Origin of the sequence: Curtobacterium sp. MCBD17_035 (assembly GCF_003234815.2) — a bacterium.
Taxonomy (GTDB): domain Bacteria; phylum Actinomycetota; class Actinomycetes; order Actinomycetales; family Microbacteriaceae; genus Curtobacterium.
Genome location: NZ_CP126279.1, coordinates 1,656,539 through 1,671,199 on the forward strand (window position 1 = coordinate 1,656,539; position 14,661 = coordinate 1,671,199).

Genomic DNA, 14,661 nt, shown 5'->3' on the forward strand with positions numbered 1-14,661 from the left:
GTGCGGCCGTGGTTCGCGGGCCGACCGGCGGATCGAGGCCGCCCCGCCCGGAATGAGGATCCCCATGCTGTCCCTGGTCTACATGAGCACGAGTGTCCGACCGCTCTCGGACGACGAGTTGTCCGCGATCCTCACCGACGCGCGCACCCGCAACACGGCGCTCGAGATCACCGGGGTCCTGGCACACCGCGACGGCCGGTTCATCCAGGTCCTCGAGGGCCCGGACGACGCCGTGCGCGAGCGGTTCGAGGTGATCCGGCGGGACCCTCGACACACGGACGTGCGGCTGCTCTGCGAGGACCCGCTCGACGAACGGGCGTTCCCCGGATGGTCGATGGCGTTCCAGCCGGCGGACGCGGACATGACCGCGGTCGCGGGGTTCTCCGACCTGACCGTGGCCGGTCGGGACGAGCACCGGAACGCGTCGCGCGGTCGCGCCCTGGTCGAGTGGTTCCGGAAGCGTCCGTCGTTCACCTGATGCCGGTGACCGGGGGCAGGGCCCTGGATCAGCCCGCGGCGCGTGCGACCGTCCAACCGGCGTCCGTCCGGTCGTAGCGGAGCCGGTTGCTCGGTGCATCCGCGGCGCCGCGCCAGAACACCATCCGCACCGGGGTGATCGCGTAGCCGGCCCACGTGGTCGGTGGATCCAGGTCGGGGCGGTCGGCGTCGAAGGCAGCCCAGCGCGTCCGGCGGTGGTCGGACTCGACCGCGGCGAGGTCGTCGTCGTTGAGCCAGGCGAGCACCTGCAGGTAGCGACTCCGCGCGGTGTAGGCGTCCCGGGCCTCCCGGTCGGTGACGCGCTCGACGTCGCCGGTGACGACGAGCTGCCGGGCCAGCTCGGGCCAGACGAGCGTCACGGTGGCACGGGGCACCGCGGCGATCTCGGCGGCCTTCCGGCTGCGGCTGTCGGTGTGGAAGTGCACGCGACGGCCGTCGAACAGGGACATGAGGACCGTGCGCGCGGCGGGGTAGCCGTCGAGCCCGATCGTCGACAACGTCATGGTCGGGGTCACACCGGATCCGGGCGCCGGCAGCCAGCGCGCGGCGAGCGCGAGCGGGTCCATGGGGACGTCGTCGTCCGCGTCGGCGCCGTGGGCGAGCCCGCCGACGACGACGCCCCCGTCCGTCACCGCGGGACCGCGGGGTCGAACCGGGCGATCTCGTGCAGGGACGCGACGGCCTGGTCGAGCGACACGTCCCACAGGAGCTTCCCGTACTCCGCGCTCGCACGGCTGGCGTCCCCGACCACACCGGGCGTGCCGAAGTCGTTCGAGAGCCAGCCGAAGCTGACCGGGCCGCCGTTGAACGCGATGCGCTCGAAGTCGGCGATGTGGTCCGGCACCCAGCGGTCCGCTCGGGCGAGGTCCACGAGGTCCGGACGCAGGTGCAGGATCATCGAGGTCTCCGCGGCACCGCCGTGGATGCCGAGGCCGCGCTCGTCGGCGTCCTCGCCGTCGGGTCCCGGGACACGGGCGAGCGTCGGCATGAGGAACGTCTTCAGCCCCGTCCGTCGGCGGATCTCGCGGAGCGCCACCTGGAGGAGTGCCGTGTTGCCGCCGTGGCCGTTCGCGAACACGAGCGTCCCGGCGCCCATGAGCGCGACCGCCCGCCCGATCTGGACGACCGTGTCGAACATCGTGTCGGCGTCGAGCCAGACGGTACCGGGAGCCCAGCTGTGCTCGTCGGACTTCGTGAACGCCAGGGTCGGCAGTTGCCAGACGTCGAGGCCCTCGTCGGCCGCTCGCTCGACCGCTGCGCCGCCGATGTGCTCGGCGAGCAGGAAGTCGGTGACGAGCGGCAGGTGCGGGCCGTGGTGCTCGACCGCGCCGGTCGGCTGCACGACGATCGTGTCCGGGCCGAACCGGGCGGCGACGTCCGGCCCGGGCAGCTCGGCGAGCTTGCGCGTGCTCACTTGCCGAACCCCGGGATGCCGGTCGAGGCGGCCGACGCGGGCTGCGCCGAGGCCGTCGAGCCGCCCGTGACGACGAGCGCGGGGTCGACGAGCGCGGGGTCGACGATGTGTCCGGGATTGAGCACGCCCTCGGGATCGGTCCGCTGCTTGAGCGCCACGAGGTCCTCGACGCCGTGGTCGACGTAGTACTGGTGCGGGCTGTGCACCCGCACGCCGAGGGCCTCGAGCAGCGGGTACCCGGCGTACACCTCGTCGGCTCCGGTGTACGGCGCGGTGAGCATGCCGATCGGGAACCGGTGGGCGGCCTCGATGTGGAGCATGCCGCCCGGGTAGACGCCCTCGACGTCGGCGATCCGGTCGATGAGCGCCTCGCCGCCGACCTCGACGTGGAAGTACACGGTGTCGGGTGTGTTCCGCTTGAGCCACCAGATCGGGTGGTTGTACGAGAGCATCGACACCTTCGTGGTCTGCTGCAGGCCCTCGCGGACCTCGACGACCGTGCCGCCGGCGACCTCGATGAGCCCGGTCGCGTCCTCGAGCGCGGTGGCGTCGATGATGCCGCGCAGGCTCGCCGCACCCGCCACCACGGGCGTGTCCTTCGGGAGCGTGGCGGCGATCTCGGCACGGTCCGCGCTGACGAGCCGGGGCGCGGGCGTCAGACCGCGGAGCGTCCGGACGGCGGTCAGGGCCCGCTCGAACGTCGGGAAGCTCGCGTAGACCGCGCGCCAGTCCTGCAGCGGCTCGAGCCGGACCGTGGCCCGCGCGATGACCCCGGCGGTGCCGTAGGTGTGCACGAACGTCTGGGCCTCGTCCCCCTCGACGTGGAGGAGGCCGTCCTCACCCGGGAGCGCGATGTCGAGGGCGGTGACGAATCCCTCCCAGTTCGAGCCGTGGGAGATCGACCCGGTCCCGCCCGAGCCGCCGGACAGGAAGCCGCCGATCGTCGACTGCGCGGTGGACGGGTACATCCACAGCTGCTGGCCCTGCGCGGCCGCGGCCTGCTCCATCATCACCATCGGGGTGCCGGCCTCGGCCGTGATGACCCCGTCCCCGACCTCGACGACCGCGCGGGCACGCGAGGTGTCGAGCACGAGACCGCCGTCGAGCGGGATGCCCTGCCCGTAGTTGCCGGTGCCCTTGCCGCGCGTCGTCACCGGGACGCCGTGCCGTGCCGCCGCCTGCACCGTCTGCGCGATCGCGTCGGCACTGGCCGGGTAGGCGACGAGGTCGGCGAGGCCGAGGGGCAGCTGCTCGGTGAGGATCGGGCTCATCGTCGCCTCGTCGACCGACGCGCGCTCGCGGGTCTTCGGGTCGGCACTGACGCCGCGGTCACCGAGCAGGTCGACCAGGTCGAGCCGCAACGCCTCGAGGGCGGCGGGGGTGGCGGGCATGTGGGGCTCCTTGCTGGTGGGGTGGCGTGGGGTGGGCGGCCGGGAGGCGCGGTGCGGGGCCGGCACGCGCCTCCCGGCCGGTGGGTCGGCTAGAAGCCGAACCCGATCTTCTTGTCGATGAACTGGTTGGTGTACAGGTCGTCGGCCGTGAGCCCCGACTGGACGTGACCGCCGGACTTCTCGAAGATCGGCGCCGCCTTGGTGATGAACGAGTTCAGCCGGCTGGCGTCCATGTCGCCGACGTAGCCGTTGCTGCCGTCCGTGGCGACCTTGAGCTTCTTCATCTGCTGGACGGCGAACGCACCGACCTTGGCGTCGTAGGTCCAGCCGTTGTTGTAGTCCTGCACGAGCGTGTCGATGAGGTCGTTCGTCGGTGTCGGGTTCGTGAAGTAGTCCACGTCGGCCTGCTGCATGACCGGCACGAGCTTCTTCAGGCACGGGGTGAGCTTCGCCAGGTCGCCCGAGCGGACGGACATGGTCTCGGGGTAGGGGTTCCACCCCGTGCTCGAGACGAGCGAGGAGTCGAGCTTCTTGCCCCAGGCCGCCACCTCGTGCTGGTAGATGTACGGCTCGGCGGTCGCGAAGCCCTGCTGCGCGTCCTTGCCGCCCGCGGTCACGAACTTCGACGGCGTGCCGTCGTAGCTGCCGTCCTGGACGCTCGTCGGGAGGTATCCCGCCTGCGCCAGGTAGGTCATGTACGCGGCGCCGCTGAAGTAGCGGACGACGCCGCCCTTGGCCTTGAGCGCCTTGCCGAGGCCCTTGATGCTGTCGACGCTCTTGTACGTCGCCGGGTCCCACATGAGCACCATGGGCGACTCGTCGTTCTCGGCGAACACCGCCGTGGTGGGCAGGTTGCCGGAGAACTCGACGGCCTCGTCGGTGGAGACGTAGCCGAGCGTGATCGACTTGTCCTGGTACATCTGCGAGCTCACCGTGGAGTAGCCGATCGCGGGACCGCCCGCGCGGATCTCGAGCTGCACACCCGTCGACTTGCCGTTCGCCATGAGGTCGCCCGTGACGGACTTGCCCGAGGCGTCGATCTTCGGGTTCGCCCCGAGCATCTGGTAGACGTGCCCGTGGTCGGCTTCGGGGTTCCAGTCCGTCTGGACGACGACGGTCGAGGGGCAGACGCCGGACAGGTCGACGGCCGGGCCCTTCGCGGCGGACGACGTGGTCGCGGCGCCGGCGCTGTCCGACGTGCTCGTCGAACAGCCGGTGAGGGCGAGGGCGGTGACGCCGAGGGCTGCGGCGACGACGCCGAGACGGGTTCTGCTGCGCATGGGTGCTCCGTTCGTGGTGCAGGTCGGGGTGGTGCGGGGTGCAGGGTGTGGTGGGAGGGGGAGACGATGGGGGCGGGAACTCAGCCGAAGTCGTGCCAGCGGCCGACGGCGAGACGCCCGATGAGGCCGAAGACGAGGAACACGGCGACGCCGAAGAGCGAGGCGACGATGATCGTCGCGTAGAGCTCGGGGCCCATGAGCCGCGACGCGGTCACCTGGATGAGGACGCCGAGGCCCGGGTTGCCGCGCTGGAAGAACTGGTCGCCGACGATCGCGCCGATCACCGAGAGCCCGGCCGACGTCCGCAGTCCGACGAAGATCGACGGCAGCGCGGCGGGGATCTGCAGCTTGAGCAGCTGGGCGCCGCGGCCGGCCTGCTGGAGCCGGAACAGCTCGCGCGCCCCGCGGTCGGCCGACTGCAGACCGAACAGCGTGTTCGACACCATCGGGAACAGCGCGATCATCACCGTGACGATGACGCGGCTGGCGAACTCGTACCCGAACAGGGCACCGATCAGCGGGACGAGCGCCAGGATCGGCACGCACTGGAGCACGACGGCGTACGGGTACAGCGAGTTCTCGAGCCACTTCGCCTGCGCCATGAGCATCGCCCAGACGACGCCGATGACGATCGCGATCGCGAGCCCGGTCAGGGACACCAGGGCCGTCCGCGCGAGCGCCTGCCACAGCTGCCCGTCGAACCCGGAGGGCGTGCCGTCGGGACTCGTGTCCCAGACGATCGCCTTGGCGACGAGGTGCGGGTAGGGGACGAGGAACGCCAGGTTCTTCGCCTTGTCGTAGTACGTCGCGGCGACGTACCAGAGGGCGATGAGGACGACGAACACGGCCACGGGTTGCCACCACATGACGGCGGGCCGTGTCCTGCTGCGTGTCTGACGGGCGGCCGCTCGGGCGGTGCGGGTCTCGGCGACCTCCTGCAGCGTGACCATCAGCGGTGTCCTTCCCGGAGCGCGTGCGAGACCTCGCCGACGAGTTCGGCGAACTCGGGCGTGAAGCGGATGTCCGGGTCCCGTGGCATCGGGAACGGGACGTCGAAGCGTCGGACGACCGTGCCGGGACGGCCGGACATGACGATGACCTTCGTCGACAGGTAGACGGCCTCGGACACCGAGTGCGTGATGAACAGCCCGGCGAAGCGCTGTTCGACGAACAGGCGGAGCAGTTCGTCGTTGAGTCGCTCGCGCGTGATCTCGTCGAGCGCGCCGAAGGGCTCGTCGAACAGGAACAGCTCCGGGTCGAGGGTGAGCGACCGGGCGAGGGACACGCGCATCCGCATGCCGCCCGACAGCTGCTTCGGCAGGTTCGTCTCGAACCCGTTCAGTCCGACGAGGTCGATCGCCCGGCGCGCCTTCTCGGCCCGCTCCGCCTTGCCCACGTGGCCGAGTTCCGCGAGCAGCTCCACGTTCCCCTGCACGGTGCGCCAGGGGAGCAGGGTCGCGTCCTGGAACACGTACCCGATCCGGGAGGCCCCGACCGACGCGGTCCCGTCGGACGCGGTCTCGAGTCCGGAGGCGATCCGGAGGAGGGTCGACTTGCCGCAGCCGGACGGACCGACGACGGACACGAACTCGCCGCGGTCGACCGTCAGGTCGACGCCCTGGAGGGCGATGGTCCCGTTCGGGAACGTCATCTCGACGTTCCCGAAGTCGAGCAGCGTGTCCGTCGACGTGGCGGGCGCGGGTGCGGTGGTGGTCACGGCTACCTCTTCGTTCTGGTGGATCGGGCTGGGTCAGGCGGCGGGTGCCGGGGTGGCGGTTGCGGGGGTGGTGTCGGCGGGAACGGTGTCGCCGGGGGCGGTCGGCGCGGGGGTGGGCGCGGCGACGGAGCGGTGGACCTCGGTGACCGCGACGAGCCGGCCGTGCGCGACGACGAGCCGGTCCGCGGGGGCCTCGGCGACGGCCTCGATGAGGCTCGACGCGGCGATGGCCAGGAACTCGGCCCGCGCACCCGGCACCGCCCCGGCGGGCGGGAGGCCCATCACACTGCGGGCGCCGTCGCTGACGAGCCGGTACGCCTCCTCCGGCGTGAGGTGTCCCGCGGTCACGAGCAGCGAGGCGGTCTCGAGCGCGTCCGACCGCCCGACCGGGTTGAACGGGTCCCGCACGTTGTCCGCTCCGGCCGCCACCCGGACGCCGGCGTCGAGGAGCGCCCGGAGCGCCGTCAGACCGCGCGGCGTCGACACCGGGTGCTGCCAGCCCTGCAGGTACAGGTTCGTGATCGGGAGTGTGATGACGCCGAGGTCCGCGGCGAGCACGTCCTCGATCACCTCGGCGCGGCGCTGCGGCGACAGGGTGCCGAGACGCACGCAGTGTCCCGCCGAGTACTGCCGGTCCCGTGGCCAGTCCCGCACCGTCCGCGCGTAGCGGTCGAGCGTGACCGGGCCGTCGAGGCTCTCGTCGGCGTGCATGTCGACGCCGAGTCCGCGCCGCGCCGCGATCGCGAGGAGGCGGTCGAGATCGGCGTCCGGGTCGTCGGCGAGGTGCGGGGCACCGCCGACGAGGTCCACCCCGAGGTCGAGCACCGCTTCGACGTGCGCGTCCGGCGCGCGGTGACCGGCGAGTGCGACGAGCTCGATGTCCATGAGGCCGGCGAGTTCACGCCGCACCCGGAGCAGCGCTCGTGCGCCGCGGGTGGCCTGGTCGGTCGTGGCCGTTCCGTCGCCGCTGAGCACGTCGACGTGCGTGCGGACCGCGGTCGTGCCCGTGGCGAGCATCGCGAGGGCCTGGGTGCGGGCCCGGTCGGCGATGTCGTCGACGGTCATGTCCGCCGCGTGGGCGATCCAGGCGCCGATGGCCGAGCCGAGGTCACCGAGCGGGGGTCGGATCCGGTCGAAGCTCAGCGCCTTGTCGAGGTGCGCGTGGGGCTCCGCGGGGGCCGTGAGGAGCAGACGCCCCTCGAGGTCGAGGGTGGCCTCGGCGTCCGCCGTGAGCGTGCCGGCCGGGGCGACCTCGGACACCGTGCCGCCCTCGATCGCGATGTCGACACGGCGCCCGTCGGGCAGCAGTCCGTGGCGAAGGAGTGCCAGTGGCCGGGGCAGTGTCGCGCTCACGGGATCCCTCCGCTCGTGTGCCAAAATGTTGATCGCATCAACATCGGCGATGCTAGGGCGGCCACGTTTCCCGCGCGTTTCGCCCCCGTTGCCGCATGTAACGACCCGCGACGCCGCCCGCAGCGGCCAGCACGATGGAGGAGCCCGTGGTCACCACCGAGGTCGTCGACCCCGACGCCGCCGGCACGCGCGTCGTCGACGAGCAGGCCCGCCGGATCGGCCAGCACATCCGCGAACTCCGCCGTGACCGGTCCCTGACGCTCGTGCAGCTCGCCGACCGGAGCGGACTGTCGCACTCGTTCCTCAGCCAGCTCGAGCGCGGGCACACCCGAGCGAGCATGGTGTCGCTCGACCGCATCGCCGGCGCGCTCGGGACGAGCCAGGTCGCACTGCTCGCCGCCGGTGACCCGCAGCTCCGCGAGCCCGACGATCCGCGCCCCGAGGTCGTCCGCGCCCACGAGGGTGCCCGGAGCCCGTTCGCCCTGGGATCGGCCCGCCTGCTCGTGCACGGCGGCAGCCACGCGTTCGAGCCCCTCGAGTGGATCGGCGCGAACACCGATCCCGGCGAGCACTACGAACACCACGAGGACGAGTTCCTCACCGTCGTGGCCGGGGCGGTGCTCCTCGACCTCGCCGGGGACGTGACGCGGCTCGGCGTCGGCGACTCCGCGTACTACCGCGGCGGCACGCCGCACCGATGGTGCAGCGCCGACGGCGAGCGGTTCCACCTCATCGTCGTCAAGCAGACGCCCGCGCCGACCGGAGGTGCCGCATGAGCGCGCAGGAGGCCCGCATCGCCGTCCGGGTCGCGGCCAGGACCGCGGTGGCCCGGGACGTCGTCACCCTCGACCTCGCTCCGGTGGACGCGGCACCGCTGCCCGCGTGGACCCCGGGGGCGCACGTCGACCTCGAGGTACGCCCCGGGCTCGAGCGGCAGTACTCCCTCGTCGCCACGACCGCGGACGGGCACTGGCGCGTCGCCGTGCTCCGCGAGCAGGAGGGCCGCGGGGGATCCGCCGCCGTGCACGACGTCCTCGTGCCCGGCGAGACCGTGGCGGTCCGCGGTCCGCGCAACCACTTCGCGTTCGACCCCGCACGCCCGGCGGTGTTCGTGGCCGGCGGCATCGGGATCACACCGATCCTGCCGATGATCGCCCTGGCCGAGGCCGACGGCACCCCGTGGACCCTGCACTACGCGGGACGGGATCGGGCGGGGATGGCGTTCGCGGCGGACCTCGCCGCCGCACACCCCGCCGAGGTCCGGCTCTACCCGGGCGACGAGGGCACCCGGCTCGACGTGCCGGGCCTGCTCGCGGGACCCTCGGACGCGGTCGTCTACGCGTGCGGGCCGCGGCGGCTCGTGGACGCGGTCGTGGCGGCCGGCGCCCACCGCGGCCCTGACGCCGTCCGCGTCGAGCGGTTCACGGCCGCCGACGACGCCACCGCACCGGGGGAGCCGTTCGAGGCGGAACTCGCGCTGTCGGGGATCACCGTCACCGTGCCTCCCGACCGATCGCTGCTCGACGTCGTCGAGGACGCGGGCGTGCTCGTACTGTCGTCGTGCCGCGAGGGCACCTGCGGCACCTGCGAGACCCCGGTGCTCGAGGGGGAGGTCGAGCACCGGGACACCGTGCTCAGCGCCGAGGAGCACGCCGATGGGCGGACGATGATGATCTGCGTCTCGCGGGCGCGCGGCGGATGCCCCCGGCTCGTGCTCGACCTGTAGGGCCCATCGCTGCCGGAGGGCGCGCGCCGACGACGACTGCGCTGTCGCTGCTCGGCGCGCTCGTCGTCCGCGCGCGCCCTACGGCTGTGACGGGGACGGCGCCGCGTCGATCCGCTGCGCGCGGAGCTCGTCGACGAGTTCGGGACGCGAGCGCATGTAGCGGATCCCGGACTGCGTGCCCCACACGTACAGGCCGGCCGCGAGCACCGCGAGCACGACGGAGTCCCACGGCGCCCCGATGAGGCCGAGGCCGCCGAAGCTCCCGATCGCCGACATGCCGTAGACGACGGCGAGATACGCGACGAGCCAGATGCCGCCGACGACCTCACCCGCACCGTGGTGCTGCAGGGCGTACGTGACCGCGTACCAGATGAGTCCGACGACGATGATCGGGATGGTGAGGACCAGCTCGGACCACGGCACCCAGTAGATGACGAGCGCGCTCACGACGAACGCGAACGGCGCGATCACCGACATCCCGGGCAGGCGTGCCGCGCGGTCAGCCAGACCCGACCGACGGAACGCGACGAGCGACACCGAGCCGATCGAGAACGTGAAGGCGATGAGCGTGCCCGTCACACCGATGATCGCGTGCCAGCTCGGCAGGGGGAGCAGGAACAGGATGCCGACGAGGAAGTTCGTGATGAGCGCCCGTCGCGGCACGCCGGATCCCGGGTGCACCTTGGCGAACCACGAGGGGAAGAACCGGTTCTTCGCCAGGCCGAACATGTTGCGCGCGTTCGACGCCGTGAAGACGATGCCCGACCCCGACGGCGAGACCATGGAGTCGGCGATGAGGACCCAGTACAGCCAGGTCATGCCCAGGAGCATGGCGAGCTGCGCGAAGGGTGAGTTGAAGTCGATGCCGCTCCAGCCCTTGCCGAGCAGGTGCTGCGGCACGCCGAAGATGAACGCGAGCTGCAGCAGCAGGTAGAGCGCGATCGCCGCGAGGATCGTCGTGACGAGTGAGGCCGGGATGTTCCGGTGCGGGTTCCGGGCCTCGCCCGACAGCTCGACGATGTTGCGGAAGCCGGTGTAGGCGAACACCATGCCCGCGGTCGCGATGGTGCCGAGGGCCGCGCCGATGCCATACGGGGCGAACCCGCCGCCGGCGGCGAAGTTGTGCGTGCCACCCGCGCCACCGCTGTGCGTGAACCCGCTCGCGAACAGCATGACGATGGTCAGTGTCGGGATGCAGATCTTGACCGCGGTGACGATGTTGTTGCTGCGTGCGAAGAACTGCACACCGAAGTAGTTGACGACGACGAACACCGCCATGAGGCCGATGGCGACGAGGATCCCGGGGAACGTCAGCTGGCCGTGGCGGAAGAGCCCGGGGATGTACGAGCTGGCGTACTGGACGACGCCGGACGCTTCGGTCGGCGGGTTCGCGACGTAGGTGACCCACATGCTCCAGCCCACGATGCTCGCGGCGAAGCGCCCGTTCGAGTACAGCGGGTACCGGACCAGCCCACCGGATTCCGGGTGCACCATGCCGAGCTCGGCGAACACGAGTGCGACCGCGAGCATGACCGCGCCGCCGATCACCCACGCGATGAGCGCTGCCGGCCCCGCCGTCTGTGCGGCGTACATCGCGGAGAACAGCCAGCCCGAACCGATGACGCTGCCGATTCCCGTGGCGACCAGGGACCAGTAGCCGAGCCGCTGCTTGAGGTGGCTGTCCTCGCTCGTGGCGGACTGGGGGACCGGACTCGCGCTGACCATGCACCCGTCGTACCCCGATCCACGTCGGTTGGCACGACTCGAGCCGCCCGTGGACCACGGCGCGCCGACATCCGGGAGGTCCGTGTCGGCATGTGCGACCGGTACAGTCCCGCGCATGATCGTGTGGATCAACGGCACCCACGGTGTGGGGAAGACGACGACGAGCGCGCTCGTGCAGCAGATGCTCCCGGACGCGCGCGTCCTCGACGCCGAGAAGGTCGGTGAGGTCCTCATGGACATCCGACCGGGCCTCCCGGCGACCGACGACTTCCAGCACTGGGCGCCCTGGCGACCGCTCGTCGTCGAGACCGCCCGACGCGTGCTGCAGTACACCGGTGGGATCCTCGTCATGCCGATGACCGTCCTGATCGAGCGGTACTGGCGCGAGATCAGCGACGGCCTCGCCGCGCATGACATCCCGGTCCGCCACTTCGTCCTGCACGCCGACCAGGAGACGATCCGCGACCGGATCCAGAACGACCCGGTCCTCGGCCCGTCGACGTTCCGCTTCTCGCGCCTGGAGCCCTACGCCGAGGCCGCTCGCACCTGGCTCCACGCCGAGGCGGAGGTGGTCGACACGACGCACATCGACCCGACGCAGGCGGCGCAGCGGATCGCCGCAGCGGTCCGCGCCGGCTAGGGCCGGAGGCCTGCGGACCCGTGCCCACGGGCCTCCCGATTCAGGGCCGCTCCGTGCCCTCGAGCGGGCCCCCGCCGAGCGCGGACAGCCGGGACAACCCCGCCTCGGCGACGAGCTGCTGGGCCAGCGGCCGAGCCCGCGCGACGGCCTCGGCCGGATCGACGCGCGTGACCTCGCCATCGGCGAGGCTCAGCTCGCCGTCGACCCACACGTCCTTGACCTCGCGGCTCCCGGCGACGAACACGACCGCCTGGTAGGGGTCGTGCACGTTCGCCAGCGCCGGGCTGTCGCCGTCGAACACGACGACGTCCGCGCGCTTGCCGGGCTCGAGCGAGCCGATCTCGCCGTCCATCCGCAGTGCCCGGGCGCCGCCGATGGTGCCCATCTCGAACGCTTCGCGGGCGCTCATCGCGGTCGCCTGCAGATCGCGGATCCGGGCGAGCAGCGCGGCGGTCTTCATCGCCTGCAGGAAGTCCTGGGAGTCGTTCGAGGCGGGACCGTCCACGCCGATGCCGACCGGGACGCCGAGGGCGCGGAGTTCGGCGACGGGCGCGATGCCGCTCGCCAGGATGCCGTTCGCGACCGGGTTGTGCGCGACGCCGACGCCGTGCTCCGCGTAGAGCTGCCGGTCCTCCCGGTCCACCCACACGCTGTGCGCGGCGATCACGGGGACGGCGAACATGCCGGTGGCCGCCGCGTGCCCGACGACGGTCTTGCCGGTGCGCTGTCGCGCCGCGGTGACCTCCTCGCGCACCTCGTGGATGTGGATGTGGATGCCGTGGCCGCCGTCCACGGCGTACCCGATGTGCTGCTCCCACGCGGCGTCCGTGTAGCGGCCGATGGAGGAGATCCCGACGCGGAACGAGCTGTACCGGCTCGCGGCGGTGGCTTCCTCGAGCACACGGAGTTCGTCGAGGATCGGCGCGGGCCCGAAGTCCCGGTCGACGTCACCGGACCCGAACGAGAGCACGCCGCGGAGCCCCAGCTCGTCGAGCGCCTGGACGACGCCCGGCGTGGCGGGGTCGCCCGGGATCGGGTCCGAGCAGAACATGTCGTTCGCCGTCGTCACGCCGCTGCGGAGCATCTGGATGCCCTGGAGCATCGTCCCCGCGTACGCCTTGTCCCGCGTCATGACCGGGTTGACGGGTGCGATGAGTTCCTGCAGCCACTCCCACAGCGTGTACTGCGAGCCGATGCCGGTGATGAGCCCCTCGCTGAAGTGCCCGTGCGTGTTCACGAACCCGGGCGTCACGATGTCGTACGCCCCGCCGCGGACGACCGCGTGTGGGTTCACCGCCCGCAGGTCGTCGTAGGTGCCGACCCCCGCGATGCGATCGCCGTCGACGAGGACGGCACCGTCACGGATCGCGGCGGGCGTCGGCGAGGCGTCGGAGTGTGCGGGGACACCGGCGACGGGGACGGACTCGGGCGCTCCGGTGAGCACCCACCCGCCACGGATCAGGGTCTGGGCCATGCCTGTGACCCTAGGGGCGACGTGTTCCGGGGATGTTTCCGATCGATCACGAGCACCGCCCGGTGCCGGTCCGCGTCATCGCGCCGAAACACACCGCCACCGCCCGGAAACACTGCGCTGCTACAACGGCCCCATGCTCACCGTCACCGGCGCCGTCCGTGTCCTCGTCGATCCCGGCACGGAGCGCGGCGGCGACGTCGTCCTCGAGGACGGCCACGCGGAGTCCTCCAGCCTCGACGCGACGGGCTGCGTCGTCACGCCCGGACTCGTGAACGCACACCACCATCTGTTGCAGACGGCGTTCCGCACCCTGCCCGGAACGCGTGGGGTCCCGATGGCGGACTGGCTCCCCGCGATGGCCGCCGCCTACGGACGAGCGGGGCACGACCCCGAGCTGTACGGACTGGCGGCGACCGTGGGGGCCGCCGAGGGCCTCCTGAGTGGCGTGACGACCATCGCCGACCACCACCTCAACTGGTCCACGGGCGCCACCCCCGACGACACCGTCGCGCTCGCGCGGGCGACGGCCGACGCCGTCCGCGCACTCGGCGGCCGACTCGTCTTCGTCCGCGGCTCCGCTCGTGACGACCCGGAGCAGGCCGCGGCGTCGGCCGACGCGATCGTCGGCGCCTTGCTCGACCGGGAGGCCGTGGGCGGCGTCGACCCGGACGGTCGCCTCCAGGTCGCGGTCGGGCCGGCGGGCGTGCACTCCGACGGGCGCGAGACCTTCCTGGCACTCGGTGAGGTCGCCGCGCGCCACCGCCTCCGGCGGCGGACGCAGGCGAACGAACAGGTGGACACCGCGATCGCGCTCGAGCGGTACGGCCGACGCCCCATCGACCTCCTGGAGGAGTGGGGCTGGCTCGCACCGGACGTCACCATCGCGCATCTGTGCGACGTCACGGACGACGAGATCGCCCGACTCGCCGGGGCCGGTGTCACCGCGACGCACGCGCCGGGCTGCGACGTGCCGATGGGCTGGGGGATCGCACCGGTCGCCCGCCTCGCCGACGCCGGGATCGCCGTCGGACTCGGGACGAGCGGTGGCGGGAGCAACGACGCTGGCCACCTGCTCGCCGACGCCCGTCTGGCCATGCAGGTGTCCGCGCTCGTCGGCCCGCAGCTCCCGGCCCGCCAGGTGCTCGGGATGGCGACCGCCGGGTCCGCGGCCGGTCTCGGTCGGCCGGAACTCGGTCACCTGGGTGCCGGGACCGCCGGTGACCTGTGCGTGTGGGACGTCTCGGGCGTCGCCGATGCCGGCGTCGATGACCCGGTCGCGGGCCTCCTCTGGGCGTCACCCGGTCGCCGTCCACGGCACGTCGTCGTCGGCGGCCGCGTCGTCGTCCGGGACGGGAGGCTCGTGGCCGCCGACGAGCGCGAGCTGGCGGCCCGGCTGCGGGAGCGGTTGGCTCGGACGCCTGCGGTGGTCGCCTGACCGGAGCG

14 protein-coding genes are annotated in these 14,661 nt (G+C 72.3%); 5 read left to right on the forward strand and 9 right to left on the reverse strand.

The genetic code is table 11. The features are described 5' to 3' along the window. The first annotated feature begins 64 nt into the window (after positions 1-64). Positions 65-478, forward strand: coding sequence for a BLUF domain-containing protein (locus DEI93_RS07895; RefSeq protein ID WP_181435147.1), 414 nt, complete (start codon positions 65-67; stop codon positions 476-478). A gap of 28 nt (positions 479-506) precedes the next feature. Here the strand turns inward: DEI93_RS07895 and DEI93_RS07900 are convergent, their stop codons facing one another. The 7 genes from DEI93_RS07900 to DEI93_RS07930 form a co-directional block, all read right to left on the reverse strand. Beyond that, entirely contained in the window at positions 507-1,130 is a 624-nt protein-coding gene (locus tag DEI93_RS07900; RefSeq protein WP_220037841.1) for a pyridoxine/pyridoxamine 5'-phosphate oxidase, read from the reverse strand. After that, the gene (locus tag DEI93_RS07905) at positions 1,127-1,912 is read right to left on the reverse strand and encodes a creatininase family protein (protein ID WP_111119025.1); all 786 of its coding nucleotides are present in this window, start codon (positions 1,910-1,912) and stop codon (positions 1,127-1,129) included. The genes DEI93_RS07900 and DEI93_RS07905 overlap by 4 nt, the downstream gene beginning before the upstream one ends. Next, on the reverse strand, positions 1,909-3,303 hold the full coding sequence (locus DEI93_RS07910) for an FAD-binding oxidoreductase (protein ID WP_111119186.1): 1,395 nt from the start codon (positions 3,301-3,303) through the stop codon (positions 1,909-1,911). Before DEI93_RS07910 ends, DEI93_RS07905 begins: the two co-directional genes overlap by 4 nt. A gap of 89 nt (positions 3,304-3,392) precedes the next feature. Next, entirely contained in the window at positions 3,393-4,583 is a 1,191-nt protein-coding gene (locus DEI93_RS07915) for a substrate-binding domain-containing protein (protein ID WP_111120740.1), read from the reverse strand. A gap of 80 nt (positions 4,584-4,663) precedes the next feature. Beyond that, positions 4,664-5,533: an ABC transporter permease gene (locus DEI93_RS07920; protein WP_111011695.1), complete on the reverse strand. Its 870-nt coding sequence runs from the start codon at positions 5,531-5,533 to the stop codon at positions 4,664-4,666. Beyond that, on the reverse strand, positions 5,533-6,300 hold the full coding sequence (locus DEI93_RS07925) for an ABC transporter ATP-binding protein (RefSeq protein WP_258372370.1): 768 nt from the start codon (positions 6,298-6,300) through the stop codon (positions 5,533-5,535). The genes DEI93_RS07920 and DEI93_RS07925 overlap by 1 nt, the downstream gene beginning before the upstream one ends. A 33-nt stretch (positions 6,301-6,333) precedes the next feature. Then, positions 6,334-7,653: an amidohydrolase family protein gene (locus tag DEI93_RS07930; RefSeq protein ID WP_284158709.1), complete on the reverse strand. Its 1,320-nt coding sequence runs from the start codon at positions 7,651-7,653 to the stop codon at positions 6,334-6,336. A 146-nt stretch (positions 7,654-7,799) separates the two neighbouring features. Between DEI93_RS07930 and DEI93_RS07935 the strand changes: the two genes are divergently transcribed. After that, entirely contained in the window at positions 7,800-8,429 is a 630-nt protein-coding gene (locus DEI93_RS07935) for a helix-turn-helix domain-containing protein (protein ID WP_258372362.1), read from the forward strand. Next, positions 8,426-9,379 (forward strand): PDR/VanB family oxidoreductase, encoded by a 954-nt coding sequence (locus DEI93_RS07940; protein ID WP_111120656.1) that lies wholly within the window; start codon positions 8,426-8,428, stop codon positions 9,377-9,379. The genes DEI93_RS07935 and DEI93_RS07940 overlap by 4 nt, the downstream gene beginning before the upstream one ends. Positions 9,380-9,457: 78 nt before the next feature. Here the strand turns inward: DEI93_RS07940 and DEI93_RS07945 are convergent, their stop codons facing one another. Next, entirely contained in the window at positions 9,458-11,104 is a 1,647-nt protein-coding gene (locus tag DEI93_RS07945) for an APC family permease (RefSeq protein WP_111120655.1), read from the reverse strand. Between the two features lie 115 nt (positions 11,105-11,219). On the opposite strand from DEI93_RS07945, the gene DEI93_RS07950 reads away from it, so the two are divergent. Further along, positions 11,220-11,744 carry an AAA family ATPase gene (locus tag DEI93_RS07950; protein ID WP_111120654.1) on the forward strand — a complete coding sequence of 175 codons (525 nt, stop codon included), beginning with the start codon at positions 11,220-11,222 and terminating at the stop codon, positions 11,742-11,744. 40 nt (positions 11,745-11,784) lie between these two features. Here the strand turns inward: DEI93_RS07950 and DEI93_RS07955 are convergent, their stop codons facing one another. Then, the gene (locus DEI93_RS07955; protein WP_111120653.1) at positions 11,785-13,218 is read right to left on the reverse strand and encodes an amidohydrolase family protein; all 1,434 of its coding nucleotides are present in this window, start codon (positions 13,216-13,218) and stop codon (positions 11,785-11,787) included. Between the two features lie 133 nt (positions 13,219-13,351). Here DEI93_RS07955 and DEI93_RS07960 point away from each other — a divergent pair, with 133 nt between their 5' ends. Next, on the forward strand, positions 13,352-14,653 hold the full coding sequence (locus DEI93_RS07960) for an amidohydrolase family protein (protein WP_111120652.1): 1,302 nt from the start codon (positions 13,352-13,354) through the stop codon (positions 14,651-14,653). The last annotated feature ends 8 nt before the right edge of the window (positions 14,654-14,661 follow it).

What these genes read in the sequence shown, in the direction of transcription:
- DEI93_RS07960 (WP_111120652.1), top strand. Translation starts at nt 13,352, where the DNA reads ATGCTCACCGTCACCGGCGCCGTCCGTGTCCTCGTCGATCCCGGCACG.
- DEI93_RS07920 (WP_111011695.1), bottom strand. Translation starts at nt 5,533, where the DNA reads ATGGTCACGCTGCAGGAGGTCGCCGAGACCCGCACCGCCCGAGCGGCC.
- DEI93_RS07955 (WP_111120653.1), bottom strand. Translation starts at nt 13,218, where the DNA reads ATGGCCCAGACCCTGATCCGTGGCGGGTGGGTGCTCACCGGAGCGCCC.
- DEI93_RS07915 (WP_111120740.1), bottom strand. Translation starts at nt 4,583, where the DNA reads ATGCGCAGCAGAACCCGTCTCGGCGTCGTCGCCGCAGCCCTCGGCGTC.
- DEI93_RS07895 (WP_181435147.1), top strand. Translation starts at nt 65, where the DNA reads ATGCTGTCCCTGGTCTACATGAGCACGAGTGTCCGACCGCTCTCGGAC.
- DEI93_RS07940 (WP_111120656.1), top strand. Translation starts at nt 8,426, where the DNA reads ATGAGCGCGCAGGAGGCCCGCATCGCCGTCCGGGTCGCGGCCAGGACC.
- DEI93_RS07910 (WP_111119186.1), bottom strand. Translation starts at nt 3,303, where the DNA reads ATGCCCGCCACCCCCGCCGCCCTCGAGGCGTTGCGGCTCGACCTGGTC.
- DEI93_RS07945 (WP_111120655.1), bottom strand. Translation starts at nt 11,104, where the DNA reads ATGGTCAGCGCGAGTCCGGTCCCCCAGTCCGCCACGAGCGAGGACAGC.
- DEI93_RS07950 (WP_111120654.1), top strand. Translation starts at nt 11,220, where the DNA reads ATGATCGTGTGGATCAACGGCACCCACGGTGTGGGGAAGACGACGACG.